This is a genomic window from Bradyrhizobium australafricanum (genome assembly GCF_020329495.1).
GTDB classification, from domain to species: Bacteria; Pseudomonadota; Alphaproteobacteria; order Rhizobiales; family Xanthobacteraceae; genus Bradyrhizobium; species Bradyrhizobium australafricanum.
Genome location: NZ_JAGKJL010000003.1, coordinates 313220 through 339167, shown reverse-complemented (window position 1 = coordinate 339167; position 25948 = coordinate 313220). Strand labels below are relative to the sequence as shown.

Annotated in this window: 23 protein-coding genes; 13 read left to right on the top strand and 10 right to left on the bottom strand. The window is 65.2% G+C overall.

What is annotated here, in order from left to right; genetic code table 11:
- Window positions 1-82 precede the first annotated feature (82 nt).
- From infC to rplT, 3 genes are all read left to right on the top strand, one after another.
- Complete coding sequence (infC, locus tag J6525_RS05120; RefSeq protein ID WP_028337954.1) at window positions 83-622, top strand: translation initiation factor IF-3; 540 nt, start codon at window positions 83-85, stop codon at window positions 620-622.
- Between the two features lie 378 nt (window positions 623-1000).
- Complete coding sequence (gene rpmI / locus J6525_RS05115; protein ID WP_008539890.1) at window positions 1001-1201, top strand: 50S ribosomal protein L35; 201 nt, start codon at window positions 1001-1003, stop codon at window positions 1199-1201.
- 74 nt (window positions 1202-1275) lie between these two features.
- On the top strand, window positions 1276-1635 hold the full coding sequence (gene rplT / locus J6525_RS05110) for a 50S ribosomal protein L20 (RefSeq protein WP_018269297.1): 360 nt from the start codon (window positions 1276-1278) through the stop codon (window positions 1633-1635).
- A gap of 15 nt (window positions 1636-1650) precedes the next feature.
- Here the strand turns inward: rplT and J6525_RS05105 are convergent, their stop codons facing one another.
- Window positions 1651-2061, bottom strand: a complete 411-nt coding sequence (locus J6525_RS05105) for a hypothetical protein (protein WP_176936798.1) — start codon at window positions 2059-2061, stop codon at window positions 1651-1653.
- 207 nt (window positions 2062-2268) lie between these two features.
- Here J6525_RS05105 and pheS point away from each other — a divergent pair, with 207 nt between their 5' ends.
- The 5 genes from pheS to J6525_RS05080 all read left to right on the top strand — a co-directional run bounded on the left by pheS (window position 2269) and on the right by J6525_RS05080 (window position 8372).
- Window positions 2269-3351: a phenylalanine--tRNA ligase subunit alpha gene (gene pheS / locus J6525_RS05100; RefSeq protein ID WP_225642516.1), complete on the top strand. Its 1083-nt coding sequence runs from the start codon at window positions 2269-2271 to the stop codon at window positions 3349-3351.
- Window positions 3352-3533: 182 nt separating this feature from the next.
- Complete coding sequence (locus tag J6525_RS05095) at window positions 3534-3968, top strand: endonuclease domain-containing protein (protein ID WP_225642506.1); 435 nt, start codon at window positions 3534-3536, stop codon at window positions 3966-3968.
- The gene (gene pheT, locus J6525_RS05090; RefSeq protein WP_225642504.1) at window positions 3965-6373 is read left to right on the top strand and encodes a phenylalanine--tRNA ligase subunit beta; all 2409 of its coding nucleotides are present in this window, start codon (window positions 3965-3967) and stop codon (window positions 6371-6373) included. Before J6525_RS05095 ends, pheT begins: the two co-directional genes overlap by 4 nt.
- A gap of 242 nt (window positions 6374-6615) precedes the next feature.
- Window positions 6616-7392 carry a sulfite exporter TauE/SafE family protein gene (locus tag J6525_RS05085; RefSeq protein WP_050383477.1) on the top strand — a complete coding sequence of 259 codons (777 nt, stop codon included), beginning with the start codon at window positions 6616-6618 and terminating at the stop codon, window positions 7390-7392.
- Between the two features lie 35 nt (window positions 7393-7427).
- A complete protein-coding gene (locus tag J6525_RS05080) occupies window positions 7428-8372 on the top strand; it encodes an MBL fold metallo-hydrolase (RefSeq protein ID WP_092081131.1) in 945 nt (314 codons plus the stop codon).
- A gap of 363 nt (window positions 8373-8735) precedes the next feature.
- Here the strand turns inward: J6525_RS05080 and J6525_RS05075 are convergent, their stop codons facing one another.
- Window positions 8736-10148, bottom strand: a complete 1413-nt coding sequence (locus J6525_RS05075) for a flavin monoamine oxidase family protein (RefSeq protein ID WP_225642502.1) — start codon at window positions 10146-10148, stop codon at window positions 8736-8738.
- 199 nt (window positions 10149-10347) lie between these two features.
- On the opposite strand from J6525_RS05075, the gene J6525_RS05070 reads away from it, so the two are divergent.
- Entirely contained in the window at window positions 10348-11229 is an 882-nt protein-coding gene (locus tag J6525_RS05070; RefSeq protein WP_225642500.1) for a YiiX/YebB-like N1pC/P60 family cysteine hydrolase, read from the top strand.
- A 3-nt stretch (window positions 11230-11232) separates the two neighbouring features.
- On the opposite strand, the gene J6525_RS05065 is transcribed toward J6525_RS05070, so the two are convergent.
- Entirely contained in the window at window positions 11233-13437 is a 2205-nt protein-coding gene (locus J6525_RS05065) for a TonB-dependent receptor (RefSeq protein ID WP_376708431.1), read from the bottom strand.
- 147 nt (window positions 13438-13584) lie between these two features.
- Between J6525_RS05065 and nikR the strand changes: the two genes are divergently transcribed.
- Window positions 13585-14022 (top strand): nickel-responsive transcriptional regulator NikR, encoded by a 438-nt coding sequence (gene nikR / locus J6525_RS05060; RefSeq protein WP_225642498.1) that lies wholly within the window; start codon window positions 13585-13587, stop codon window positions 14020-14022.
- Window positions 14023-14134: 112 nt separating this feature from the next.
- Here the strand turns inward: nikR and J6525_RS05055 are convergent, their stop codons facing one another.
- Both J6525_RS05055 and J6525_RS05050 read right to left on the bottom strand, forming a co-directional pair.
- Window positions 14135-15082, bottom strand: coding sequence for a hydroxymethylglutaryl-CoA lyase (locus J6525_RS05055; RefSeq protein WP_225642496.1), 948 nt, complete (start codon window positions 15080-15082; stop codon window positions 14135-14137).
- Between the two features lie 7 nt (window positions 15083-15089).
- Window positions 15090-16259 carry a CaiB/BaiF CoA transferase family protein gene (locus J6525_RS05050; protein ID WP_225642494.1) on the bottom strand — a complete coding sequence of 390 codons (1170 nt, stop codon included), beginning with the start codon at window positions 16257-16259 and terminating at the stop codon, window positions 15090-15092.
- A gap of 170 nt (window positions 16260-16429) precedes the next feature.
- Between J6525_RS05050 and J6525_RS05045 the strand changes: the two genes are divergently transcribed.
- From J6525_RS05045 to J6525_RS05035, 3 genes are all read left to right on the top strand, one after another.
- Complete coding sequence (locus J6525_RS05045; protein WP_225642493.1) at window positions 16430-17353, top strand: LysR family transcriptional regulator; 924 nt, start codon at window positions 16430-16432, stop codon at window positions 17351-17353.
- 258 nt (window positions 17354-17611) lie between these two features.
- Entirely contained in the window at window positions 17612-19024 is a 1413-nt protein-coding gene (locus J6525_RS05040; RefSeq protein ID WP_225642491.1) for an MFS transporter, read from the top strand.
- 104 nt (window positions 19025-19128) lie between these two features.
- Window positions 19129-19881, top strand: a complete 753-nt coding sequence (locus J6525_RS05035) for a sulfate transporter family protein (protein ID WP_225642490.1) — start codon at window positions 19129-19131, stop codon at window positions 19879-19881.
- Here the strand turns inward: J6525_RS05035 and J6525_RS05030 are convergent.
- From J6525_RS05030 to J6525_RS05010, 5 genes are all read right to left on the bottom strand, one after another.
- Entirely contained in the window at window positions 19878-21380 is a 1503-nt protein-coding gene (locus tag J6525_RS05030) for a DHA2 family efflux MFS transporter permease subunit (protein WP_225642601.1), read from the bottom strand. The genes J6525_RS05035 and J6525_RS05030 overlap by 4 nt on opposite strands.
- Before the next feature lie 62 nt (window positions 21381-21442).
- Window positions 21443-21955, bottom strand: coding sequence for an isoprenylcysteine carboxyl methyltransferase family protein (locus tag J6525_RS05025; RefSeq protein WP_225642487.1), 513 nt, complete (start codon window positions 21953-21955; stop codon window positions 21443-21445).
- Window positions 21952-23004, bottom strand: a complete 1053-nt coding sequence (locus J6525_RS05020; RefSeq protein WP_225642599.1) for a type III polyketide synthase — start codon at window positions 23002-23004, stop codon at window positions 21952-21954. Before J6525_RS05020 ends, J6525_RS05025 begins: the two co-directional genes overlap by 4 nt.
- A 153-nt stretch (window positions 23005-23157) precedes the next feature.
- The gene (locus J6525_RS05015) at window positions 23158-24786 is read right to left on the bottom strand and encodes an MFS transporter (RefSeq protein WP_225642485.1); all 1629 of its coding nucleotides are present in this window, start codon (window positions 24784-24786) and stop codon (window positions 23158-23160) included.
- Window positions 24773-25918 (bottom strand): HlyD family secretion protein, encoded by a 1146-nt coding sequence (locus J6525_RS05010; protein ID WP_225642483.1) that lies wholly within the window; start codon window positions 25916-25918, stop codon window positions 24773-24775. The genes J6525_RS05015 and J6525_RS05010 overlap by 14 nt, the downstream gene beginning before the upstream one ends.
- Between the last annotated feature and the right edge of the window lie 30 nt (window positions 25919-25948).

Below are 25948 nucleotides of genomic sequence, written 5' to 3'. Positions count from 1 at the left end.
TAAAGAAGCGAGTTCGCTTGCCCGTTGCAGCATCTTGCTTCAAAATATCCGCCTTCCCTTTCACAACTTTGGAGAGTTACCCATTCGCCGTCCCAATAGAGCCCCGCCCACAGTCGCCAAAGAAGGGCCGCGCACCAATGACGAGATTCGCAACGCGCAGATCCAGCTGATCGATGCGGATGGTGTCAATCAGGGCACCGTCGAAACCATGGTGGCCATCAAGATGGCCATGGAAGCCGGCATGGATCTCGTCGAGATTTCGCCGAATACCAGCCCTCCCGTCTGCAAGATCATGGACTACGGGAAGTACAAGTATTCCGCGCAGAAGAAGGCTGCCGAAGCTCGCAAGAAGCAGAAGGTCGTCGAGATCAAGGAGATCAAGCTCCGCCCGATGATCGACGATCACGACTATGACGTGAAGATGCGCGCGATGCAGCGCTTCTTCGAGGAAGGCGACAAGGTCAAGATCACCTTGCGCTACCGCGGTCGTGAGATGGCGCACCAGGAGATCGGCACCAAGCTGCTGGACAAGGTGAAGGCCGACGTCGCCGAATTCGCCAAGGTCGAGCAGGACGCGAAGTTCGAGGGCCGCCAGGTCGTGATGGTGCTGGCGCCGCGCTAGTTCGAATTTGTCGCTTTGTTGAAACGAAATGGCCCGTCAGGCGATCTGGCGGGCTGTTTCGTTTCCGTAGCCCGGATGGAGCGCAGCGCAATCCGGGGGCCGGAGCGTCCGCGGCGCGACCTGCCCCGGATTGCGCTTCGCTCCATCCGGGCTACCCGGTTCCGGCCCCGATTCCCCGCCTGAAACGTTGCAAAACCGCCGATCCTCTGTCATAAGCCGGGCCTTCGCCGCCCGGCTGATCAAGGGCTGCCGTGGCGACGTCTGGTGCAGGTTCTTTCAATTCGGAAAAAACTCTAGCACTTTCAACGCTCTAACGAGCATTTTAGCCGGCCGGACGCCTCTCGGGGCGATTTTCGTGCTGTGCGACAGGAGAGCCAAATGCCCAAGTTGAAGACCAAGTCGGGCGCTAAAAAGCGCTTCAAGGTGACCGCCACTGGCAAAGTCATGCACGCCCAGCGCGGCAAGCGCCACGGCATGATCAAGCGGACGAAGAAGCAGATCCGTCAGCTCCGCGGCACCCGCGTGCTGTTCAAGACCGACGGCGACAACGTCAAGAAGTACTTCTTGCCGAACGCCTGATCGCACCGATCGCTTGAACCCTCGCCGCGACTGCGCGGCGCCCCGTCACCTCTTCCAGATCAAGGATTTCCGTCATGTCTCGCGTCAAACGCGGTGTGACCGCTCACGCCAAGCACAAGAAAGTCTACAAGGCCGCCAAGGGCTATTACGGCCGCCGCAAGAACACCATCCGCGTCGCCAAGCAGGCCGTCGAAAAGGCCGGCCAGTACGCTTTCCGCGACCGCAAGCGCAAGAAGCGCACCTTCCGCGCGCTCTGGATCCAGCGCATCAACGCCGCGGTCCGTCCGTTCGGCATGACCTACAGCGTGTTTATCAACGGCCTCTCCAAGTCGGGCGTCGTCGTCGACCGCAAGGTGCTGTCGGATCTCGCGATCCACGAGCCGGTTGCGTTCCAGGCGATCGCCGAGAAGGCCAAGGCTGCGCTGGCCGCCTGACCCTAGCGGGCGGCCCTAACGCGATTTGGGGCCCGCCTTCAGCGCCTTCTGCGAATAGCGCTGGGCGACGATCGCCCGGCAGAACGCCGTGAACGAGCGGTACATGGTGCCGCTCTCGTTGTCGTATTTGTGGTCGCAGCGCTTGAGCTGGCCGGCATAGGCCTTCTTCTGCGACGCTCCGAGGCCGGACAGGAAATCCCCCTCGCACCTCTTCTCGATCACGGCGCCGAACTGGACGTCGCCGCTGGCGCCGTACTCGCACGCCTCGAAGATCTTCATCGCGCGGTTGCAGCTCGGCGCCTTCTGAAGCTCCGCGATGATGTCGTCCATCTGGGTTGATTTGGCGGGACATTCCTCGGTCGCGGCATGCGCCGTGGTGAGCATCAACAACACCGCCGGCACGGCCAGGCAAGATCGCAGCAACATCGCATGGGCCTCCTTGAACTCCCCTTGGGTAGCCCGGCCTCCGCGCGGGGTTCAATGCTGCCGGCCATCGGCCCGAAATGACCGGCTTTTTGCTTGACGTTACCGCCTTCGGGCGGCGACAACCCAGCCGAATTTTGGCGCATGGTACCGGTTCGGGCAGCGGTTCTTCCCACCGGGTCATGCTCCGCTCAAGCGCAGGAATTGACCGTGTCCGACCTCGCAACGCTCGAACAATCCATCTTCGACCAGATCGCCTCAGCCGCTGACGAGGCCGCCCTCGAGGCGGTCCGCGTCTCGGCGCTCGGCAAGAAGGGCTCGATCTCGGCCTTGCTCGCCACCCTCGGCAAGATGTCGCCGGAGGAGCGCAAGACCGAAGGCGCCAAGATCAACCTCGCCAAGGATGCGGTGACGCAGGCGCTCGCGGCCAGGCGCGACGTGCTGAAAGCGGCCGCGCTCGATGCGCGCCTCGCCGCCGAGACAATCGACGTCACGCTGCCGCTGCGCGAGGCCCCGGCGGAGACCGGCCGCATCCATCCACTGAGCCAGGTCTGGGACGAGCTCACCACGATCTTCGCCGACATGGGCTTTGCGGTCGCCGAAGGTCCCGACATCGAGACCGACGACTACAACTTCACCAAGCTGAACTTCCCCGAAGGCCATCCGGCGCGCGAGATGCACGACACCTTCTTCTTCAACCCGAAGGAGGACGGCTCGCGCATGCTGCTTCGGACCCACACCTCGCCGGTGCAGGTACGCACCATGCTGACCCAGCAGCCGCCGATCCGCGTGATCTGCCCGGGCCGCACCTATCGCATCGATTCCGACGCGACGCACACGCCGCAATTCCATCAGGTCGAGGGCCTCGTCATCGACAAGGGCTCGCATCTCGGCCACCTCAAATGGATCCTGCACGAGTTCTGCAAGGCGTTCTTCGAGGTCGACCACATCAACATGCGGTTCCGGCCGTCGTTCTTCCCGTTCACCGAGCCGTCGCTCGAGGTCGACATCCAGTGCCGCCGCGACAAGGGCGAGATCCGCTTCGGCGAGGGCGAGGACTGGCTGGAGATTCTCGGCTGCGGCATGGTGCACCCCAACGTGCTGCGCGCCTGCGGCCTCGATCCCGACGTCTACCAGGGTTTTGCCTGGGGCATGGGCATCGACCGCATCGCGATGCTGAAATACGGCATCGCGGACCTGCGGCAATTGTTCGACAGCGACGTGCGCTGGCTCAGCCACTACGGCTTCAAGCCGCTCGACATCCCGTCGATCGCGGGAGGCTTGAGTTCGTGAATCCTGTCTTCGGTCCCATTGTGGAGAAAGCCCCCACCCTAACCCTCCCCCGCAGGCGGGGGAGGGAATAGATGGAGCGCGCTCACGTGGATACGAAGACTTCACCGCCGCGAACGGTCAGGCTCCCTCTCCCGCTTGCGGGGGAGGGCTGGGGTGGGGGTGTCTCCACAAAGGGGCTGGCAATGGTCGATCCCGAACATCCGGGCTGGAAAGTTTCGCCAAGACTGCGTTCTAACGCACGCGCGCTGCGCAGAAACTCGACCAACGTGGAACGGATCCTCTGGTCGGAGCTGCGCGGCAATCGCCTGAACGGCGCAACCTTTCGCCGTCAGGTACCAATCGATAATTACGTCGCCGACTTCGTCTGCCACGCGGCAAAGCTGGTGATCGAACTCGACGGCGGTCAGCACTTTTCGGATGAAGGCGAACGCGCCGATGCCGCGCGCTCCGCCGTCATCGAAGCCAAAGGTTTCAAGGTACTTCGCTTCAGCAATCTCGACGTCGCGACAAATCGCTCAGGCGTCCTTGAAACAATTGCCGCTGCCATCGCGGAGAGAGCCCCCACCCTAACCCTCCCCCGCAAGCGGGAGAGGGGACTGGAGAAGTCATCGTCATGAAGTTCACCCTCTCCTGGCTGAAGGAACATCTCGAGACCGACGAGCCGCTCGACAAGCTCGCCGACAAGCTCACCATGATCGGGCTCGAGGTCGAGAACATCGAGGACAAGGCGAAGGCGCTGGCGCCGTTCACCATCGCGCGCGTGATCTCGGCCGAGCAGCATCCGAATGCGGACCGGCTGCGTGTCTGCATGGTCGACACCGGCGACGGGGCTGAGCCGGTGCAGGTGGTGTGCGGCGCGCCGAATGCGCGTGCCGGACTGATCAGCGTGTTCTCGCCGCCCGGCACCTACATCCCCGGCAAGAACATCACGCTCGGCGTCGGCACTATCAGAGGCGTCGAGAGCCGCGGCATGCTGTGCTCGGCGGCCGAGCTGCAGATCTCCGAGGATCACGACGGCATCATGGAGCTGCCGGCGGACGCGCCGCTCGGCAAGGGCTATGCCGACTGGGCCGGGCTCGGCGATCCCACCATCGAGATCAATTTGACGCCGAACCGGCAGGACTGCACCGGCGTGCACGGCATCGCGCGCGATCTGTCCGCCGCCGACATGGGCAAGTTCAAAGACCCCGGCATCAGACCGATCAAGGGCGAATTCCCCTGCCCGGTCGAGGTGAAGGTGGAAGACGCCACGCTGTGTCCGGGCTTCGCGCTGCGGCTGGTGCGCGGCGTGAAGAACGGCCCGTCGCCGGAATGGCTGCAGAAGCGGCTGACCTCGATCGGGCTGCGCCCGATCAACGCGCTGGTCGACATCACCAACTTCATGACCTACGACCGCGCCCGCCCGCTGCACGTGTTCGACGCCAAGAAGGTGCAGGGCAACCTCACCGTCCGCCGCGCCAAGGACGGCGAGACGCTGCTCGCGCTCGACGGCCGCACCTATACGCTCGACAGCAACATCTGCGTGATCGCCGACGAGCACGGCGTCGAATCGCTCGCCGGCATCATGGGCGGCGAAGCCTCGGGCTGCGACGACAACACCACCGACGTGCTGATCGAATCGGCGCTCTGGAACGAGATCAACATCGCGCAGACCGGCCGCAAGCTCGGCATCAATTCGGACGCGCGCTATCGCTTCGAGCGCGGCGTCGATCCGGCCTTCATGGTGCCCGGGCTCGAGCTCGCGACCAAACTGGTGCTGGCGCTGTGCGGCGGCACGCCGTCCGAGAACGTCGTGGTCGGCAAGCAGTTCGGCGAGGATCGCGTCATCGACTTCCCGCTCAGTGAAGTGAAGCGCCTCGCCGGCATCGAGGTGCCGCTGGTCGAGGTGAAGCTGATCCTCACCCGGCTCGGCTTCATGCTGGCCGGCAACGGCCCCGTGGTGAAGATCGCGATCCCGTCCTGGCGCACCGACGTGCACGGCAAGGCCGACATCGTCGAGGAGATCGTGCGCATCGTCGGCGTCGACAAGGTGCCGATGACGCCGTTCGAGCGCGGCGAGGAGCCGCGCAAGCCGGTGCTGACGCCGATGCAGCTGCGCACCCGCCGTGCCAAGCGCGCGCTCGGCGTGCGCGGCATGGTGGAAGCCGTGACCTGGTCGTTCATCACCAATGACGCGGCAAAACTGTTCGGCGGCGGCCAGAGCGAGCTCGTGCTCGCCAACCCGATCGCGGCCGATCTGTCCGACATGCGGCCGAGCCTGCTGCCCGGCCTCGTCGCGGCGGTTCAGGCCAACATCAACCGCGGCTATCCTGACGTGGCGCTGTTCGAGGTCGGCCAGGTGTTCCGCGGCGACCGACCGGAGGACCAGCTCGTGGCCGCCTCCGGCGTACGCCATGGCTTCGCCTCGTCGAAGGGGATCGGACGGCACTGGACCGGCTCGGCCGTGGCGGATGCGATGGATGCCAAGGCCGACGCCTTCGCCGTGCTGGCGGCCGCCGGCGCGCCGATGCAGGCGCTGCAGATCGTCCCCGGCGGTCCGGCCTGGCTGCATCCGGGGCGCTCCGGCACCATCCAGATCGGCCCGCAGAACGTGCTCGGCACTTTCGGCGAGCTGCATCCGCGTGCGGCCGAGGCGCTCGGCGCCGACGGCCCGATGATCGTGTTCGAGGTGATCCTCGAGCGCATCCCGCAAGGCAAGCAGAGGGCGACGCGCGCCAAGCCGGTGCTGGAGCTCTCGGCATTCCAGCCGGTGTCGCGCGACTTCGCCTTCATCGTCGATCGCAGCGTCAAGGCGGGCGACATCGTCCGCGCGGCGCAGAATGTCGACAAGAAGCTGATCACTGATGTGACCGTGTTCGACGTCTACGAAGGCAAGGGCATCGATCCCGACAAGAAGTCGATCGCGATCGCGGTGACGATCCAGCCGCGCGAGAAGACCATGACCGACCAGGAAATCGACGCCGTCGCGGCCAAGGTCGTCGCCGAGGTGACCAAGAAGACCGGCGGCACGCTGCGCGGGTGAGGCGGGCCACAGGCGGCTTATTGTACCGTCACCCTGAGGAGGCCGCGTAGCGGCCGTCTCGAAGGGTCGACGGCCCCGTCTGTGGCCGTGCATCCTTAGAGGCTCGCTCCGCTCGCACCTCCAGCGACAAAGGCGAAGCCTTTGCGCGGGGATGACGGTCTGACAGAAGTGCCGTTGCGTTAGAACCGTAGTGCGGGCGGGCACGCCGGACAGCAAATCGAACCTCACTTCCAGCCTCCCGGATGACCTCCTTCAGCCTGATCCCCTCCGACATCTCGACCAGCATCGCGCTCGCGATCTGCGCGATCGCCTTCGTGTCGGGCACGGCGCGCGGCTTCTCGGGCTTCGGCTCCGCGCTGATCTTCATGCCGCTCGCGAGCAGCGTCGCGGCGCCGCGGCTGGTGGCGGCGCTGCTGCTCGTCATCGACTTCATCGCCGCCACGCCGCTGCTGCCGAACGCGTGGACCCATGCCGACCGCAAGGCGACCGCGGTCATGGTCGCCGGCGCGCTGGTCGGCGTTCCCATCGGCACCTACTTCCTGACCGTGCTCGAGCCTGTCACGACGCGCTGGATCATCTCCTGCTTCGTCGCTGCGCTGCTCGCACTGCTGCTGTCGGGCTGGCGCTATCACGGCAAGGAGCACGTCGCCCTCTCCGTCGGCGTCGGCGGCCTCTCCGGCTTCTGCAGCGGCCTCGCGCAGACCGGCGGCCCGCCGATCGTCGCCTACTGGCTGGGCCGCCCGATCTCGTCGGTGATCTCGCGCGCCAATATCGTGCTGTTCTTCGGCGCCTCGGACTTCTTCTCGCTGGTCAGCTACTGGTTCACCGGCTTGATCACGATCGAATCGGTTAAGTTCTCGCTGATCGTCGGCCCGATCTACGGCATCGGCGTCTGGTTCGGCGCCGCGCTGTTCGGCAAGGCGAGCGAAAAAGTGTTTCGCGCGATCTGCTACGCGCTGATCGCGGCTGCCGTCATCGTCGGCCTGCCGGCGCTTGATGGCATCCTGCGCGGCGGCTAGGGTCGCAGCATTCAAAAGAGACCAGGGAGACACCGATGATCGATCGCCGCAACGCATTGAAACTGGCGCTCGGCAGCGCCGCCGTGCTCGCGGCGCCTTACGTGCGCGCGCAAACCGACAAGGCGCGGACCCGCATCGTGTTCCTCGGCACCAAGGGCGGGCCGCGCGTCGGCAACGGCGCTTCGAACCCTGCCAATCTCGTCGTCGTCAACGATACCCCGTTCGTGATCGATTGCGGCATGGGCGTCAGCCGCCAGCTTGTGCGCGCGGGCGTGCCGATCCCGCAGGTCAAGTACATCTTCATCAGCCATCATCATTCCGATCACAATCTGGAATACGGCAATCTGTTCTACAACGCCTGGGCGGCCGGCCTCTCGACGCCGATCCATTCGTTCGGCCCCAAGGGCATCGAGGCGATGACCAAAGAATATTGGGAGCTGAACAAGTTCGACGTCGAGACCCGGATCGAGGACGAAGGCCGGCCCGACCCGCGCAAGCTGCTGATCGCGAAAGACATCACCGACGATGGCGTGGTGCTGAAGACATCGGATGTCACCGTGACCGCGTTCCGCACGCCGCACCCGCCGATCACGGATAACTTCGCCTACAAGTTCGAGACCCCGGATGGCACCATCGTGTTCTCCAGCGACACGGCCTACAACCCGAAGCTCGCCGAGTTTGCCAAGGGCGTCGACGTGCTGGTGCACGAATGTCTCTACGTCCCCGCGGTCGATCGCCTGGTCGCCACGACCAAGAACGGCGCCACGCTGAAGAAGCATCTGCTCGACAGCCACACCTCGACCGAGGACGTCGGCCGCATCGCAGCCGCCGCCGGCGTGAAGACGCTGGTGCTCAGTCACTTCGTCCCCGGCGACGATCGGCAGGTCACCGACGATGACTGGACGAGCGACGTGAAGAAGAACTATTCCGGCCGCATCGTGGTGGCCAAGGATCTGATGGAGCTAAAGCTGCCGGTGTGATCGGGTAAATCATGTCGCGAGAACGCGGATGTGTGACCACCGGCCGCGCAACATCCTCGGTGTCGTCCCTGCTTTCGCACTAGCGTATATACATATCCTCCGCAGTCTTTCCGGAGTCTTCTCAAAGAGTTGGCCGAAAACCGCAGAGAACTTACTCATCTGCACTAGGGTTGCGCCCGCCGATTTCGGCTCTCGCCTAGTAGCTAACCCCTTGATGATGAGTCGGTTTTCTAGCCTCGAAGAGATGTGTAAATGCCCTAGTGCTTTCGCAGGGACGACACCGATTGTACGGCAGCACTCGCCACCAATCACCGCACACACCACGGTAGGCCGACCACGCTCAACCGTCTCCTCTCACGATCATCAATTCATCGCCCCGGAGCGAGGCGGCGTGCGGCGCTTGTGTTTTGCGGCGGGCGCTGCGGGCGCCGGTGTTGCTTCTTTCGCCCCGCCGATCCTGCGCAGCGCGGCCTCGGCGGCGCGCTCGCCGCTGTCCCAAGCGCCGTCGATCGTGCCCCACAGCGTCTCATGGGTGGCCTCGCCCGCGAGATATATCGCGCCGATCGGCTCAGCCAGGATTCGGCGCGAGAATTGTGCGCCGGGTGCAGCAGCCGACATCGCGCCGAGGATGAAGGGCTGTGCATTCCAGCGCGTCGCGCTGGTCTTCTTAACGGCGGCGCCGACCTCGCTGCCATAGAGCTTGGTCAGCCATTCGACCGCGAAAGCCGACATCGCCTGCTCGCCCTGCGCCGACAGGTCGCGGCCGAACGAGCCTGCGACGTCGATCGTGCACAGCGAAGAGCCTGCGATATTGCCGTAGAGCAGCGCTGTCTTGGTCGAATTGCTCTGCTCGATGATGACGTCATCGCGCGACAGCCCGAGCGGATTGCCGGGGATCTGCAGCGCGATGCGATCGTAGCTGCCGAGGCTGAGCTTGGCGGCGGCATCGAGCGCGCGCTTCGGTAGCTCCGGCGCGAACTTGATGTTGCCGCTTGCAAGCACGTTGCTCGACACCGTGACGATGGCGGCACGCGCGGTGATCTTGCCGGAGGGCGTCTCGACCATGACGTCGCGATTGCTCCACAGGATACGCTGCACCGGCGTCGACAGCGCCAGCGGCAGTCCCTCACCGAGCTTTGCGATCAGCGCGCCGAGCCCCTGCCGGCAGGCGATCGCGGTGTTGCGATCCTGCGCGCGCACCTTGTCGACGGCGGAAAGATCCTTCAGATCCTTGCCGCAGAAGTTGGGCCCGAGCAGGAATTCCGCAGTGCCGGCCCAATCGCCGAGGTCCTTCGGCATCGCAGCGGCGCAGGCGATATCAGCCTTGCGCGCAGCGTCGTCGATCGCGCGATTGGCGCGCACCAGCGCCGCCAAAAACTCCTCGGTCTCTCCGGGACGAGCATAGCGCCGGCCGATGCGAATCTTTTGCCCCGCAGGCGCCGTGACGATGTCGAGGCCCGCGGAGCGGGCCAGCCGGATCATCGGATTGGTCTCGGGATTGTGCATCCAGCACGCGCCGCGGTCGAACGGCACGCCGAATGTCGATGCATCGGTCTGGCAGCGACCGCCGACCTGGCCCGCCGCCTCCACCACGATCACCTTGCGGTTCGCGGCAACGATCCGTCGCGCCGCGGCAATGCCTGCGGCACCCGCGCCGATCACGACGATGTCGGCCTCGCGCGGCGGCGGCTGCGCGGCAAGAACCCGGCCGCCCAGCGCAGGCACCAGCGCGAAAGCTGCGGACGCCGACAGGAAATCGCGGCGGGTCACTGTCATGACATAGCTTCTGGCATGGTTTCCGGGCACTTGCGGAGAACGGGAACGCTTCGCGAACTGTGCCGCATCTCACCGACTGCAGCAACCATCATGGTAAATCAATCATGATTGATCCGCCGATGGCATGAACTAAATTGCAACAGCTTGCGACCATGATTAAGTGAAACACAAGCGGTCATAGAACCGCTGGGGGGAATCCATGGGCGTGATGCTCGATACCGTCGGTAAATGGATCGCGGGGTACCTGCAGAAGGAAGTCCCCGGCTACGAGCCGTTCACGCCGAGCGATCCGGACCATCTGCGGAGCATCATGCAGCCCGGCGACGTGCTGCTGGTCGAAGGCAACAACCGGATTTCCGGCATCATCAAATACCTCACGCAGTCGACCTGGTCGCACGCCGCGCTGTTTGTCGGACCGATCGACGGCGCGTTCGAGCCTGACGGCGAACAGCATGTGCTGATCGAGGCCAATATCGGCGAGGGCGTGACCTCCGCGCCGCTGTCGAAATATCTCGCCTACCACACCCGCCTCTGCCGTCCGGTCGGCCTGTCGTTCGAGGACCGCACCACGGTGTGCCGCTACGCCATCAACCGCATCGGCTTCGGCTACGACACCAAGAACATCGTCGATCTCGCGCGCTATCTGTTTCCGCTGCCGATCCCGCAGCGCTGGCGCCGCCGCATGATCGCGTTCGGCTCCGGCGATCCGACCAAGATCATCTGCTCGGCGCTGATCGCGCAGGCGTTCGACGCCGTGCGCTATCCGATCCTGCCCAAGATCACGCGCGCCGCCAGCCGCAAGGCGCGACGCGAGATCCTGCATATCCGCGATTCCTCGCTCTACATGCCGCGCGACTTCGACATCTCGCCCTATTTCGAAGTCGTCAAACCCACCATCGTGCACGGTTTCGACTACACGGCCCTGCACTGGGCCGACAAGCAGAAACCGCTCCAGGAGGTGGCGGGCGAATTCGGTGTGTTTCCAGAACCTAAGTCGCCGCCGCTTGTTCCTGAAGCGACTGACGAAGAGACGGCGCTTCCGGCTGCGGAAATGACCGCGGAAGGTCGCGCGCCGGTGTGACGATCAGAATGTTGCCGCAAGCGTCAGCCGAACGGCAAGCGGCTCGGCAGGATGCACATGGCGGTCGGCGACGCCATCGATCGGTTCGCCCGGCAGCCGCGACAGATAGTAGTATTCGATCTGGTTGGTCTGCGCGTTGAAGAGATTGAGGACGTCGAGCTGCAGCCGCATCCCGTTGTCGAATTTGTAGCCGGCGCGGGCGTTGACGATGAATGACGACAGTGAGCGCACGCTGTCGTCCTCGATCAGCGGGCGCGGGCCGAAATAGCGGGCGCGCAGGCTGCCGAACCAGCCGGTCTCGCGGCCGAAGGTGACGCCGCCACTGGCAACCCACGCCGGCGCACCCGGAATGAAATTGCCGGCCGGATCGACATCCGTGAAGCGGGCGCGGGTATAGGCGAGGTCGAAATCGATGCTCACCCACGGCAGGAGCTTGTACTGGTTGGTCCACTCGACGCCGACGCGCCGGCTCGGCCGGCTCGGCTCGGTGGTGCCGGCATCGCCGACGAACAGCAGTTCGGAATCGAAGTCGAGCACGAACACGGCGAGCGACGAGGTGAGGCCGTCGATCGCCCTGGTGCGGATGCCGAGCTCGGCGCCCTTCGAGCGCACCAGCAGCGGCACGCGATCGAGCGGCGTCACCTTGTCATTGGGATCGACGGTGATGGTCGCGCCCCTGATGTCGTTGGAATGCAAGCCGAAGCCGGCATTGCCGTAGAACTCGGTCCTGGACCAGGGGCCGAGCACGATGCCGGCCTTCGGGCTCGTCATCACCGCCTGGGCGTTGCCCGAATTCTGCGGCGTGTCGCTCAGCACATGGCCGGCGAAATAATCCTCGCGGATGCCGACCGTGGTGCGCAGCCAGTCGGTCCAATGCGCGGTGGTATCGGCCCACAGCGCGACGCTGCCCTCCTGCACCTGGTCGTTGCGCACGGTGGACAGGATCTCGCGCTGCACGGTCTTGAACAGGCCGACATTGATGTCGTCGTAGCGGGTCTGCACGCCGACCCGGGTCTGCGTATCGACGCCGGCGAAACGAAGGTCGAAGGCATGGCTGGCGTCGAGGCCATAGACGGTGCGCCTGTCGGTCTGGCTGAACTGGTCACCGTTGACGGGGTCGTCGAGGAAATAGGTGAAGTTGTTGTCGAGCTGCAGCGTGGAGCGGATCACATAGGCGTTGAGCTTGCTCTGCCCGTAGTCGCTGGACTGCGCCCAATTGCCGGACAGGCTGAAGCGGCTGGCGGTGCCGCCATCGGTCGGATCGAGCGTGCCATAACGGCCGATCAGGCCCTGGTCGATCGCACGTTGCGCGACCTGGTCGGTCGAATTCCAGCCATTGGAATAGGCCATCGCGGTCAGCGAGAAGCCGTCGGTCGCGGTACCCTGGCTATAGCGCAGCACCCCGTCGAGCTTGCGAATGTCGTCCGGCACATCCCACGGGCCGTTATATTTGTTGGCCTCGAAGGCTGCGAGCAGCGTGCCATCGCCGGCCTTGGCCGAGCTGGCTGTCATCGCGCGCAGATAGCCGAAGCTGCCAACCGTCAGCTCGGCGATGCTCTTCGGCAGTCCGTTCAGATAATTGATGTCGACCGCGCCGGCGGAAGCGAAGTCGCCCTTGTCCGCGTAGTATGGACCCTTGCGGACGTCCATCGACCGGATCAGTTCCGGGATCAGGAAATTGATATCGGCATAGCCCTGGCCGTGACCGTGGGTCGGCATGTTGACCGGCATGCCGTCGACGGTGATGGCGAGGTCAGTGCCGTGATCGAGATTGAAGCCGCGCAGAAAATATTGATTGGCTTTGCCCTCGCCGGAATGCTGGGTGACGATCAGACCCGGCACCACCTCCAGAACTTCGCCGACGCGCGAGATCGGCCGCGCATTCACCTCGTCGCCGCTGATCTGCCGCGCGCTGGCGGCGGTCGGTTGCAGATCGGACGCGGACACGGTCGCCGAGCCGCCGGTGATTCCGTCGCTCGCAGCGGTGGGTTGGCTTGGTTGGAGCGCGGCAGGCTTGCGGCTGCCGCCGGCGACATGGCGCGGACGCCGGGACGGTCTGGCGTGCCTGGGTGGCGCCTGGTCCGGCGACGTTACCGTCACCGGCGGCAACTGGCCGGGCACGGTAGCGACCGTCTGCGCTTCGGCGGCCGGCGCGAATGCTGCAATGGATGCGGCGGCGGGAAATATCCGCCATGCAGTACGACGCAACGCCCATGCCCCCGCATGATACCTGTTACAGTCACGCGACGACCGCACCAGTCCAACCGACCCCGGCAAAGCGACGCTAGCAAGCACAGTATGACGTTACAAGAAAAATGTCATACCGCCAGGCAATCGAGCCACCACGGATAATCCATGCAACGCATCACCATCACCATCGAGGATGATCTGCTCGCGGAGATCGACGCCGCCGCCGAGGCGCGCGGCTATCAGAACCGCTCCGAGATCATCCGCGATCTCGCACGCGCCGGCTTGCAGCAGAGCACGGAGAACGCGCCGTCAGGGCAGTGCGTCGCCGCATTGGTCTATGTCTACGACCACGCCGCGCGCGATTTGTCGAAGCGGCTGGTGCAGAATTTCCACGGCCATCACGACCTGTCGCTGGCGACGCTGCACGTCCATCTCGACGACGACAGCTGCATGGAGGTGACGGCGCTGAAGGGTGCCAGCAGCGAGGTCCGCCATCTCGCCGATCACGTCATCGCCGAGCGCGGTGTGCGTTACGGTCGCGTCGTGATGATCCCGACCGCTCCGGACAAGAAGCCGCGCAAGCGGGGGCACGGGCACGATTGAGAGCGTGTCGTCTCGTAGCCCGGATGGAGCGCAGCGAAATCCGGGAAGCTCGGTCCGCGGGCGCAAGGCCCCGGATTTCGCTGCGCTCCATCCGGGCTACGCAATGAATACGCTACGCCGCCCTCGCCTTGGTGCCACGCGGCAGGCCGGCGCGGGCGAGGCCGCCATAGAGCGCCTCGTTCGGCATCTCGGATTTCAGGATCGCGCGCACCTCGACCAGGCGATCGAGATCGATGCCGGTCGGAAATCCCTTGCTCTCGCAGAGAAAGACGAGGTCCTCGAACACGACATTTCCGGTGGCGCCCGGCGCGAACGGGCAGCCGCCGAGGCCGCCGAGCGAGCCGTCGAGCACGCGGGCGCCCTCGTCGAGCGCGGCGGAGGCATTCGCGATGCCCATGCCGCGGGTGTCATGCAGATGGACGCAGACCGGCTTGGAGCCTGCGATCTTCACCGCGCCCCGCGTCAGCTCGCCGACCTGCTTCGGCCCGGCATAGCCGACGGTATCGGCGATCGCGACCATGTCGACGCCGACCTCGTAGAGCTTCTCGGTGAGGCGCAGCACCTCGTTCGGATCGACGGGACCGACGATCGAGCAGCCCAGTGCCATCGAGATCGCGGCATTGACCAGCGGCTTGTGCGCGCTGGCGTCGCGCAGCTCGCAGAGGCGCTTGATGTTCCCGATCGCCGATTCGCGCGAGCGGTTGGCGTTGGCCTGGCTGTGCTCCTCGGTCGCCGACACCACCGACGCGATCTCGGCGACGCCGGAGGCCAGCGCCTCGTTGACGCCGCGCTCGTTCAGCGCCAGCGCAACGCCGTGCGCGCCGGGCAGCGCGGCGATGGTGGCGACCACGTCGCGGACATCGACGAATTGCGGAAAGGTCTTGGCCGGCAGGAACGAGCCGACCTCGAAATGCCGGACGCCGGCGGCGTATTCATCGCGCACCCAGCGCTGTTTCGCCGCGGTCGACGGGAACGTCTTCACGAGCTGCAGCCCGTCGCGCAGGCCGACTTCGCGCAGGCTCACCTTGTCGGTGGGATAGATATCGTGGACGCGGGTCATGTCAGCCTCACGCAGCGTTTCCGGTTGATGAAATCTTCTGTTGTGCGAGTTCGGCGCGCACCGCTTCGGTATCAGCGCCGAGCACCGGCACCTTCAGACCTTCGCCGATATTGCGGCCGTTCCATTCGAGCGGCAGTGCGGGGACGCGGAACGGCTTGCCGTCGGCGTTCACGTTGTTGACCAGCCCGCCGGGACGCAGCACATGCGGATCCCCGAGCAGATCCTCCGGCCGGTTGATCGGCGAGAAGCAGATATTGAGCGCATCGAGCCTTGCCGAGAGGTCCGCCACGTTCCAGTCCTTAATCACCGCGGCAACGCGCGGAATGATCCGGTCGCGCGCCATGATGCGGTCCGTGGTCGAGCGCAGCGTCGGATCGTCGGCGAATTCCGTGAGGCCGAACTCGCGGCAGAAGCTCTGCCAATGACCTTCGGTGACGACGCCGATGAAGATGCGATCGCCGCCGGCGGTATCGAAGATGTCGTAGATCGGCCAGGCATGCTCGCGTTCCGGCATCGAGCGCGGCTTGCGTCCGGTCATCTCGTACTCGACCATGTGCTGGGCGACCAGGAACAGGCAGTTCTCGAACAGGCCGATGCGGATGTCGGCGCCATCAGCCTTGCCGCCACGCTTCTGATAGAGCGCGGCGAGGATCGAGATCACCCCGAACATGCCGCCCATGATGTCGTTGGCGGAGGACCCGACGCGCTGCGGCTTGTCGCGCGTGCCGGTCATCGCCGCGAGCCCCGACATCATCTGCACGACCTCGTCGAGCGCCGGGCGATGATCGTAAGGACCGGAGAGAAAGCCCTTGTGGCCGGCGATGATCAGATGCGGATATTTCGTGCGCAGCTCTTCTGCGCCAAGCCCCTGCTTGTCGAGCTGACCATCGCGGAAATTCTCCAGGAACACGTCGGCGCTGGCGAGCAGCCGGTGCATGGTGTCGCGGTCCTCGGGCTTGGCGAAGTCGAGCACGACGCTGCGCTTGCCGCGGTTGAACAGCGGGAAGAACGAGACGCCCATGCCGCCCAGCGAACGGGTCTTGTCGCCGGCGGGCGGTTCGACCTTGATCACCTCGGCGCCGAGTTGCGCCAGGATCATGCCGCAGGTCGGCCCCATCACCATGTGGGTCATCTCGACGACCCTCACGCCTTCCAGCGGCAGTCCGTTCCCGGTCATCGGTTTCTCCGTGCTCGTTGCGCTCTTGTTCTGACGCGTTTCTTCACGCGAACCGGTACCCACTTCGCTCGAAAACGCTTTGTGATCGGCGCAGGTTAGGCTTCCGCACGCTATCTGAAAAATATAATCTGTCGAATAGAGTATTCGTGGTTCTAGAACGCTGAACCCTCATGGATTCGCGCCAGCTTCGCTATTTCATCGCGGTTTACGAGCAGCGAAACCTGTCGCGGGCCGCGGACCAGGCCAACGTCGCGCAATCCGCGCTCAGCCACCACATCGCCAATCTCGAGGCGGAATTCGCGACGCCGCTGTTCGAGCGCAAGCCGCGCGGCATGGAACCGACCGCGGCGGGCGAGCGGCTCTATGAACATGCCCGCATCATCCTGCGCGCGATGGCGGCGGCCGAGCGCGAGATCAAGGAAGGCGCCAGCGTGATCGCCGGCGACATCTCGATCGGCATGGCCAATTCCGGAATGAAGGCGATCGGCGTGCCGCTGATGCGCACCGTGCTGACGAAATATCCGAACCTGAAGCTGTCGCTGACCGAGAGTCTCTCCGGCGCGACGCTGCTGCATCTGCTGAGCTCCGAGGTCGACCTCGCGCTGGTCTACAATCCGCCGTCGGAAAAGGACTTGGTCGCCGAGCCGGTGCTGGAGGAGCAGATGTTCTGCGTCGGCACCGAGAAGCTGATCGGCAAGAAGACGCCAATTCCCTTCGAGGAGGTGACGCGGCTGCCGCTGATCCTGTTGCGGTACGGACTATCGGCGCGCGCGCTGCTGGATGACCCCGTGCTGCTGAAGCGGCTCGAGGCCAATGCGATCATGCATCTCAACTCGACCAGCGGCATGATCGGCGCGCTGACCGCGGGTCTGGGCTGCACGATTGCGACGACCCATTTCGTCAGCGAGCCGTTGAAGGCCCGACTGCTCGTCGCGCGCGAAGTCATCGAACCAAAACTGACCCGCACGCTCTATCTTTGCCGCTTGCGCAACCGCCCAATGACCTACGTCATGGAGGAGATGTGCCGCCTGATCCGCGCGCTGATCGCAGACCAGGTGGGCCGCGGCGCCTGGGAGGCGACGCTTCTGATCTGAATGTATGACCCAGTGGTTGCATAGCAGGTTCGGTGTCGTCCCTGCCTAGTGCGCAATTGCGCACTAGGCAGGGACGACAGTTGAACAAGCTGTTTGACAGGTGAATCAAAGCAACCCTTCCCCCCCCCAAAAGTTCGAAAATATCGAACGATCCCTTCGATATGTTCGTCTGGATTTCTGGCATCCGGCTGCCAAACATGCGCAACCAGCACGCCTTCGCAAGAAGGGCGGCCACTGGACCATTCGGGGAGGACTTCCATGAGCGCCGTCGAACTCGGCTCGGTCGCCGATCTCGCCAACACGACAAGCGGACCAGACGAGATTTCGCGACGGCTCGAGGCGCTGCCCACCTCCGGCCTTGTCTGGCGGCTGGTGATCCTGCTCTCGCTCGGCGGCTGCTTCGAAATCTACGATCTGTTCTTCACCGGCTATATCGCGCCGGGCCTCGCCCGCAGCGGATTGATGACCACGACGACGCAGGCGTTCTTCGGCTTCTCCGGGATCGGCGCCTTCGTCGCGGCGACCTTCGCCGGCCTGTTCGTCGGCACGTTCTGCCTCGGCTTCCTCGCCGATCGCTTCGGGCGCAAGGCGGTCTTCACCTGGTCGCTGCTGTTCTACAGCGCAGCATCCGTGATCATGGCGTGCCAGACCACACCCGGCGGCCTGCTGCTGTGGCGCTTCATCGCCGGGATCGGGATCGGCATCGAGGTCATCACCATCGACGCCTACATCACCGAGCTGGTGCCGAGCTGGATGCGTGGCCGGGCGTTTGCGATCAACCAGGCGGTGATGCTGTCGGCAGTGCCGATCGTCGCAGCACTTGCGTGGTGGCTGGTGCCGCTCTCGCCTCACGGCATCGACGGCTGGCGCTGGGTGGTGCTGATCGGCGCCGCCGCCAGCATGATCATCTGGGTGCTGCGGCTCTACGTTCCGGAAAGCCCGCTCTGGCTGGCCCGCCATGGCCGCGCCGCCGAGGCCGAGCAGATCATGCGGACGCTCGAGGCCGCATCGCCGACGGCTGCGCCGCGCCCCGCCGCCACGGCGGCGATGGTGCCGGCACGTGCGCCAGTCGAGACCGGCTATGCCGACCTGTTCAGGCCGCCCTACGCCTCGCTCGTCGTGCTGTTCATGATCTTCAATCTCTGCCAGGCATTCGGCGTCTACGGCTTCTCCAACTGGGTTCCGGCGCTCTTGGTGCAGAAGGGCATCAACGTCACCAAGAGCCTGCAATATTCCTTCATCATCGCCTTCGCCTATCCGCTCGCGCCGCTCCTGGCCGCAACCTTCGCCGACCGCTTCGAGCGCAAATGGATCATCTGCGGCGCGGCCGCGGCGATCTCGGTGTTCGGCCTCGCCTTCTCGCAGCTCACCGAGCCGGTGCTGCTGATCGCCAGCGGCGTGCTGGTGACGGGGGCCAACATGACGCTGTCCTACGCCTATCACGCCTACCAGACCGAGGTGTTCCCGACCGCGATCCGGGCGCGCGCCGCGGGCCTCGTCTATTCGATGAGCCGGCTCAGCGCGACCTTCTCCGGCTTCATCGTGGCGTTCATGCTGAAGGAGGCCGGCGTCGGCGGTGTGTTCGGGCTGATCACCGCGGCGATGGTCATCGTGATCATTGCCATCGGTGTCTGGGGACCGAACGTCCGCGGCAGGCCGCTCGACGCCTAGAGCAATTCACTCGAAAACGCTCTCGCCGCGGCACAAACGGCACTTGCCGAAGCCATATTGGGTGTCTACCTCTCGCGGGTCATTTGTGCAGAGGTAACCCAGTCATGTTCGCCGCCGCCGTCAAGGCGCTTTCGCAAATCCTGTCGCCGCCGATGCGCTCGATCCTGTGGCGCTCGATCGGGCTTGCGCTGGTGCTGATCACCGTGCTGGCAATCGGATTGCAGCGGCTCCTGAGCTGGTTTGCCGACACCGGCGAGGTCTGGGCCGAAGGCATGCTCGGCCCCAATTTCCATTCCACGCTGCACGTGCTGTCCTGGATCGTCTCGATCTCGGCGGGCCTTGGCGTCGTGCTCGGCGGCATCTTCCTGATGCCGGCGATCACCTCGCTGGTGGCGAGCCTGTTTGTCGACGACGTCGCCGACCATGTCGAGCGCGAGCATTATCCGGCCGACCATCCCGGCGTGGCGCTGCCGGTGACGCTCGCGACGATCGAGGGCGTCAAGACCGCGCTGCTGACGATCCTGGTCTATTTGGTCGCGCTGCCGTTCGTGCTGTTCGCGGGCGCGGGCTTCATCATCTTCTTCATCGCGACGGCCTGGCTGCTCGGCCGCGAATATTTCGAGCTTGCGGCGATGCGGTTCCGCTCCCCTGATGACGCCAAGGCGATGCGCAAGGAGAACGCAGCGACAGTCTTTACCGCGGGCCTGTTCATCGCTGCCTTCGTCTCGATCCCGATCGTCAATCTGGCGACGCCGCTGTTCGGCATGGCCTTCATGGTGCACATGTACAAGCGGCTGTCGGGCCCGCGGCGCGAGCTGATCGAACCGGCGCGGCGAACCAACGTGTCCTCGGTCTAGGTGTTATCCGGAAGCTCGGGCAGCGATGCCGGCACCCGATCGCTTGCGAAGGGCACGAGCAGCAGTCCGACGATCGCCACGCAGGCGAGCATCGCCCATGCCTCGTTCGCGGTGAGTGCGAGCGAGGCCCGTTCGACCAACGGCCGGATGAACGCCACCGTGGCATCGTCTGGCAGACCCGGCGGCCGGTCGATCAGCAACTTCGGATCGAGCCCGATCGCCTGCGCCGCGGTGACATCCCCCGCCAGCAGGCGCACGCGGAAATCCTCGCCATAGATCGGGCTTCGCCCATAGAGGATGGTATCGATCAGGGCGATCCCGATCGCGCCGCCCAGATTGCGCATCAGATTGAACAGTCCGCTGGCGTCGGCAATTTCCGCCTCCGGCAGCGCGCCCAGCGCAATGCGCGTCGGCGGCAGCAGGCAGAACATGATCGCGACGCCGCGCACGACCTGTGGCCAGAACATCTCGCCAAAATCCGCCGTGCGCGGCTGAATGGCGCTCCAGCCGAGGCCGAGCGCGAACAAGGCGAAGCCCGCGCCGGTCAACCGCCGCGCGCCGACGCGGCTCTCCAGGACCGCCGCGAGCGGCGCCGCGACGAGCTGCGCAACCCCCGTGACCAGCATGATCGTGCCGATCTCGAAGGCGTCATGGCGGCGGACGAAACCGAGGAATACCGGCATCAGATAGGTCGATCCATACAGTCCAATGCCGAGGCAAAAGCTCAGTGCGCAACCGATCGCGAACGGACGCCGCTTGAAGAGCGTCAATTGCGCGATCGGATAGGCCGCGCGGAGCGTGCGCCGGATCAGCAGCGCCAACCCCGCAATGCTTCCGATGAGCAGGCCGAGGCAAGGCATCGAGGCCCAACCGCGTTGCGGCGCTTCCTTCAGACCGATCATGAAGCTTGCGAGCGTCGCTGCGAGCAGGACAAGCGACCATTTATCCAGTCTGGAGAACGCCCGAAGCTGCACGCCTTCCCTCGGAAGCAGCAACGGCGTGACCGCGGCTGCCACCGTTCCCGGAACCAGATTGATCAGGAACAGCCATGGCCACGACCAGGTCTGCGTGATCCAGCCGCCGACGACGGGTCCAACGGTCGGCGCGAGCACCGCGACGACGCCGCCGATCGTGGTGGCTACAGGATGAAGCCGCGCCGGGAACAGCATGAACACGGCGGAGAACACTGCGGGGATCAGCACGCCGCCGGAAAATCCCTGCAGCACGCGAAACGCCAGCAGCGCGGCAAAGCCGCCGCTGAGGGCGCAGCCGACCGAGGCGACGGTGAACAGGCTCACCGCAAGCGCGAACAGCCACCGCAATGACAGCGCATGCGTGAACAGGCCGGTCAGTGGGATCGCGATCACTTCCGCGATCAGATAAGCGGTCTGGATCCAGCTCATCGCCGCCGGCGAGATCGCAAGCGCGGGCTGGATCGTCGGCAACGAGGTTGCGACGACCTGGATGTCGAGAATCGCCATGAACATGCCGAAGCACATCAGGAGGAAGCCGGCCCAGGTTGCAGCCGATGGGCCGTCGGTTCGGTGATCCGCGCCCTTGCTCATGGCGTGCTTGTGCGTGGCCAGTCGGAAACGGAGAGCGCGCGGTTCTCGACCCGAATCCGGACCGCAAGCACCGCGAGATTGAGGAGAGTAAAGATCAGCGCCAATCGCGGCAGGTGGAGCGCGAGGGGTAGAAGCGCGATTTCACCGACCACGACGGCGTAGTTTGGATGCGGGAAATATCGATACGGCCCGGATGCGACCAGCGGCGCGCCCGGCAGCACGACAATTCGCGTGGTCCATCGCGGGCCGAGTGCGGCGAGGATCCACACCCGCAGGCCTTGCAGCAGCAGAAAACCCACCAGCGCGGCCAGATTGACGTCCTGGTCGCGGCCCCAGATCCACAGCGCGGTCAGCCAGCCGGCGTGAACCAGGACAATGACCGGGTAGTGATTGGCGCCGACCTCGACCGCGCCTCGTGCGAGAAGCCGCTCGGTGTTGCGACGTGACAGCACGAGTTCGCCGAGACGCTGCAGCGTGACCAGAGCGAGGATGACCGACGCGAAGCTCACGCCGCGTGCCTGAGCGCAACGCAGCTGAGCGTGAAGCCCGGCCCGAGCGCCGTGAGCAGCGAGCGCGGCGGCAATCCCTTGGCGCAGGCTCGTTCGAGAACAAAGAGAACCGTCGGGCCCGACATGTTGCCGCAAGCCGCGATGACGTCGCGTTCGTGATCGAGCGTGCCCTGATCGAGCGCGAGTGCCCGCTCCAGCGCGGCGATGACCTTGGCGCCGCCGGGATGGCAGAGGAAGCGGTCGACGTCATCGGCCGTCAGCTGCATCCGCGCCAGGATTTCGGCGACGGCCGGCCCAACGTGGTCGCGGACGAAATCCGGAATGGTTCGCTGAAAGACCACGCCGAATCCTTCCGGATCGACCGTCCAGCCCATGATGTCGAGCGTATCCGGCCACAGCTTTTCGCCCGTCGCCTCGATCCGCGTCGCACCACCGTCCCCGGCGCGCAGCACGATCGCGGCCGCGCCATCGCCGAACAGGCTGGCCGCAACGATATTTGCCTTGGTGAGCTCGTCATGCCGGACCGCGAGCGTGCAGAGCTCGAGCGCAACCAGCAGCACGTTCGCTCCCGGCCGCGCTTCGGCCAGCCGCGCCGCGATCGACAGGCCGGACACTCCGCCCGCGCAGCCCAGGCCGAACACCGGCACGCGCGACACATCCGTCCGCAGACCGAGCTTGCCGGCGACGCGCGCCTCCAGCGTCGGCGTGGCTATACCCGTCGAGCACACCGTGACCACGATATCGATGTCCCCGCCGGTCAGGTCGGCGCGCGCAATCGCCTTGCGGGCCACGTCGACGTACAGCGTCTCCGCGCCCTCCAGGAACGCCAGCGTTCGCTCCGGCCAGCCGCGCCGTTCGAGATACCATTCGATCGGCTTGACGCCGTAGCGATGCTGGATGCCGGTGTTGGCGAACAGGCTGGAGAGCGTCTCGAATTCGGCATAGCGGTCGGCGAGGAGATTGCGCGCGGCCTGCAGGACCTGTCCCTGATGGAATAGATGCGGTGGAACCGCCGTCGCCAGGGAAACAAGCGCGGCCGTCTGCTTCATCTCGATCATCGTGGCTCCAATTCCCCCGCTCTTGGAACCGCGCGATGAGCAAAATATTTCAACACGCCTGCGACATAGCGCGAGCGCCGCATTCACTATAAATTGACCCGATAAGTTGACCTGGCGCCGATATCCGCGCCGCCTCTTCGCAAATCAGGAAGCGGTGGCGCCCAGCCTGCGCATCACGCTCTTCACCAAGCCGAGCGGCGCCGGCGACAACGGGCCCTGCGGCGCGCGCGTGATCAGGGCAACCAGGACCAGCGCCAGAATCGCGAGCCAGAAGCACAGCCAGAAGCCGTCGATATAGGCGAGCGTGTTGGCCTCGCGCTGCACCAGCGCCGCCAGCGTGCCGACGGCGCGCCCGGTCGCTGTCCCGATGCCGTGGCCGGAAAATTCGCCCGCCAGCCGCTTGAGCAGGTTCACGACGTCGATATCGCCGTTCTGGACGTGCTGTCCGAGATAGTTGGAATGGATCTGCTCACGAACGCGCAGCCAGGTCCCCATCAGCGCGACGCCGATCTCGGCGCCGCCGAGGCGCATGATCTGGATATAGGCCGCGAACGCCGTCGCCCGCGACGGATCGGAATTCGACAGCGCCATGATGATGATCGGCAGCAGCGTGAACGCCTGCCCGATCGACGTGAGCAGGACGATGCCGACAAAGTCGTCGCGTGCCCAGACATGGCTCAGCTGCGTGCCCCACAGATTGGCGGCCGCGAATGCAGAGAAGCCAAGCACCACGACGATGCGCGGATCAAGGTGGCGCAGCAGCAGAATCGAGATCGGCACCAGCACGAACATCGGCAGCGCGCCGTAGGTGAACAGCAGCACGCCCGACTGCTCCGGCCGCAGCGCGCCGACGGTGCCGAGGAAGTTCGGCACCAGCGACGAATTCGACAGGCTGGTCAGTGTGTACAGCAGGATGACGACCAGCGAGAGGCCGATATTGCGCGAGAACAGCACGTTGAAATGCGCCCACGGCCGGCGCGCGACCATTTCGTTGATCATGAAGGCGACAATCAACAGCCCGCCGCCGATCAAGAGCGCCATCACCGTGCCCGACGACAGCCAGTCCAGTCGGTTGCCCTGATCGAGCCCGGCATAGACCATCGACACCCCGGCGCCGAGCAACAGCATGCCGCCCCAATCGGCATGGTGCAGCAGGTCGCGATTGACGGGTTCTTTCGGGGTGCCGAGATACACCATCAGCCCCATCAGCGGCGCGATCACCACGCCCTGCCAATACAGCCACTGCCAGCCGAGATGCTCGACATAGAAACCGACCAGCGAGCTCGAGGAGTCGAGCGCGAAGCCGACGCGGATCGAGTACATCGCAATCGCCGGCAACCACCATCGGATCGGCAAATTGCGCAGGATGATCATCAGCGTCGCCGGCACGAAGGTGCCGAGCAGCATGCCGTGGGCGATGCTGAGCGCGATCAGCGTCGTGTAGTCGCGCACGAACGGAATGGTCAGCGAGACCACCGCATAGACCAGGCTCGGAATGCCGAGCACCCGGCGCAGGCCGAACACGGTGGCAAGCCAGGCCACCGCAGGCGCGACGAAGATCTGCGAGCCGATGGCAGCCGTCGAGAGCCAGGCGCCCTCGTCGAAGCTGAGCGAGAACGCGCCGCGCAGATCGGGCAGGCCGACCGAGGTCAGTCGGCTGTCGAAATTCGCCAGGAACGCGCCGAGCAGCACGGCGACGACCGCGAACAGCGGATAGCGCGCGACGTCGCCGCGCGAGACCGGACCACGGTCGCGGTCGTCACTTTCCGCCATTGGCGACCGCCTCGCCGGTGTCGATCCGCGTGACGACCGACATGCCCGGCAGCAGGCGCTCGAGCAAGGGCTGGCCCTTGTCGAACTGGATCCGCACCGGAATGCGCTGCACCACCTTGGTGAAATTGCCGGTGGCGTTATCGGGCGGCAGCAGCGCGAATTGCGATCCGCTCGCCGGCGCGATGCGCTCGACGACGCCGCGCAGCTTCTGGCCCGCGAACGTATCCACGGTGACCTCGACCGGCTGGCCCGGCTTGACGTTGGTCAGCTGGGTCTCCTTATAGTTGGCAATCACATAGACGTTCGGCAGCGGCACGACGTTGATCAGATTGGCGCCGATGTTGACGTAGTCGCCCGGCTGCACCTGGCGCTCGCCGGTGACGCCGTCGAACGGCGCGACGATCTTGGTGTAGCCAAGCTTGAGCTTGGCCGATGCCAGCAGCGCCTTGGCGGCGTCGAGGTCGGCGGCACGCTGCTTCTTGGTGCCTTGCAGGACCTCGAGTTGATGGCGCTGTGCCGCGATGACGGCGCGGCTGGCGCGCACGTCGGCCTCCGCCTTGGCGTAGGATGCGGTCGCCTGCTCGAGCCGCTGCCGCGTGCCGGCGTCGGTTTGCGACAGCGACTGCTGACGCTCTTCCTCCTGGCGTGCCAGGGTCTGCTGCGCCTCCGCGGACAGCCGCGCAGCTTCGGCCTGCGCGATGGTCGCATATTGCAGCTCGACCTGGTTGTTGAGGTTGTCCAGCACGGCCTGGGCGCCGACCACGCCGGCCTCGGCCTGCGCCACCTGCGCCTGGTAATCGGCGGGATCGATCTGCACCAGGAGATCGCCGGCCTTGACGCGCTGGAAATCGGAGACGGCGACGGTGAGCACCTCGCCGGACACGCGGCTGGAGAGCTGGGTCAATTCGGCGCGCACATAGGCATCATTGGTGGTCTGGATCGTGGCGCTGCCGACCCAGGCATCCCAGCGGCTGGTCGCCACCGCGACGAACACCAGCGCGACGAGCACGGCAAACAGCGGAATCGCGAAACGGCTCCAGAAGCCGCTTGCCGAAGGTTGCGGCTTGGCAGGTGCCGCAGCAGGCGCGGTCTGGCTGGCGGGTGACGGACCATCTTCAACCTGCTCTGCCACACCACACTCCTCAAGCACGCGTACAAACGC

Excerpts from the sequence above, each read along its gene's own strand:
- J6525_RS05020 (WP_225642599.1), bottom strand. The coding sequence starts at position 23,004 with ATGAAGCAGACGGCCGCGCTTGTTTCCCTGGCGACGGCGGTTCCACCG.
- nikR (WP_225642498.1), top strand. The coding sequence starts at position 13,585 with ATGCAACGCATCACCATCACCATCGAGGATGATCTGCTCGCGGAGATC.
- J6525_RS05040 (WP_225642491.1), top strand. The coding sequence starts at position 17,612 with ATGAGCGCCGTCGAACTCGGCTCGGTCGCCGATCTCGCCAACACGACA.
- J6525_RS05085 (WP_050383477.1), top strand. The coding sequence starts at position 6,616 with ATGACCTCCTTCAGCCTGATCCCCTCCGACATCTCGACCAGCATCGCG.
- J6525_RS05015 (WP_225642485.1), bottom strand. The coding sequence starts at position 24,786 with ATGGCGGAAAGTGACGACCGCGACCGTGGTCCGGTCTCGCGCGGCGAC.
- J6525_RS05070 (WP_225642500.1), top strand. The coding sequence starts at position 10,348 with ATGGGCGTGATGCTCGATACCGTCGGTAAATGGATCGCGGGGTACCTG.
- rpmI (WP_008539890.1), top strand. The coding sequence starts at position 1,001 with ATGCCCAAGTTGAAGACCAAGTCGGGCGCTAAAAAGCGCTTCAAGGTG.
- pheT (WP_225642504.1), top strand. The coding sequence starts at position 3,965 with ATGAAGTTCACCCTCTCCTGGCTGAAGGAACATCTCGAGACCGACGAG.
- J6525_RS05055 (WP_225642496.1), bottom strand. The coding sequence starts at position 15,082 with ATGACCCGCGTCCACGATATCTATCCCACCGACAAGGTGAGCCTGCGC.
- rplT (WP_018269297.1), top strand. The coding sequence starts at position 1,276 with ATGTCTCGCGTCAAACGCGGTGTGACCGCTCACGCCAAGCACAAGAAA.
- J6525_RS05080 (WP_092081131.1), top strand. The coding sequence starts at position 7,428 with ATGATCGATCGCCGCAACGCATTGAAACTGGCGCTCGGCAGCGCCGCC.
- J6525_RS05105 (WP_176936798.1), bottom strand. The coding sequence starts at position 2,061 with ATGTTGCTGCGATCTTGCCTGGCCGTGCCGGCGGTGTTGTTGATGCTC.
- J6525_RS05050 (WP_225642494.1), bottom strand. The coding sequence starts at position 16,259 with ATGACCGGGAACGGACTGCCGCTGGAAGGCGTGAGGGTCGTCGAGATG.
- J6525_RS05095 (WP_225642506.1), top strand. The coding sequence starts at position 3,534 with ATGGTCGATCCCGAACATCCGGGCTGGAAAGTTTCGCCAAGACTGCGT.
- J6525_RS05075 (WP_225642502.1), bottom strand. The coding sequence starts at position 10,148 with ATGACAGTGACCCGCCGCGATTTCCTGTCGGCGTCCGCAGCTTTCGCG.
- J6525_RS05035 (WP_225642490.1), top strand. The coding sequence starts at position 19,129 with ATGTTCGCCGCCGCCGTCAAGGCGCTTTCGCAAATCCTGTCGCCGCCG.
- J6525_RS05045 (WP_225642493.1), top strand. The coding sequence starts at position 16,430 with ATGGATTCGCGCCAGCTTCGCTATTTCATCGCGGTTTACGAGCAGCGA.
- J6525_RS05030 (WP_225642601.1), bottom strand. The coding sequence starts at position 21,380 with ATGTGCTTCGGCATGTTCATGGCGATTCTCGACATCCAGGTCGTCGCA.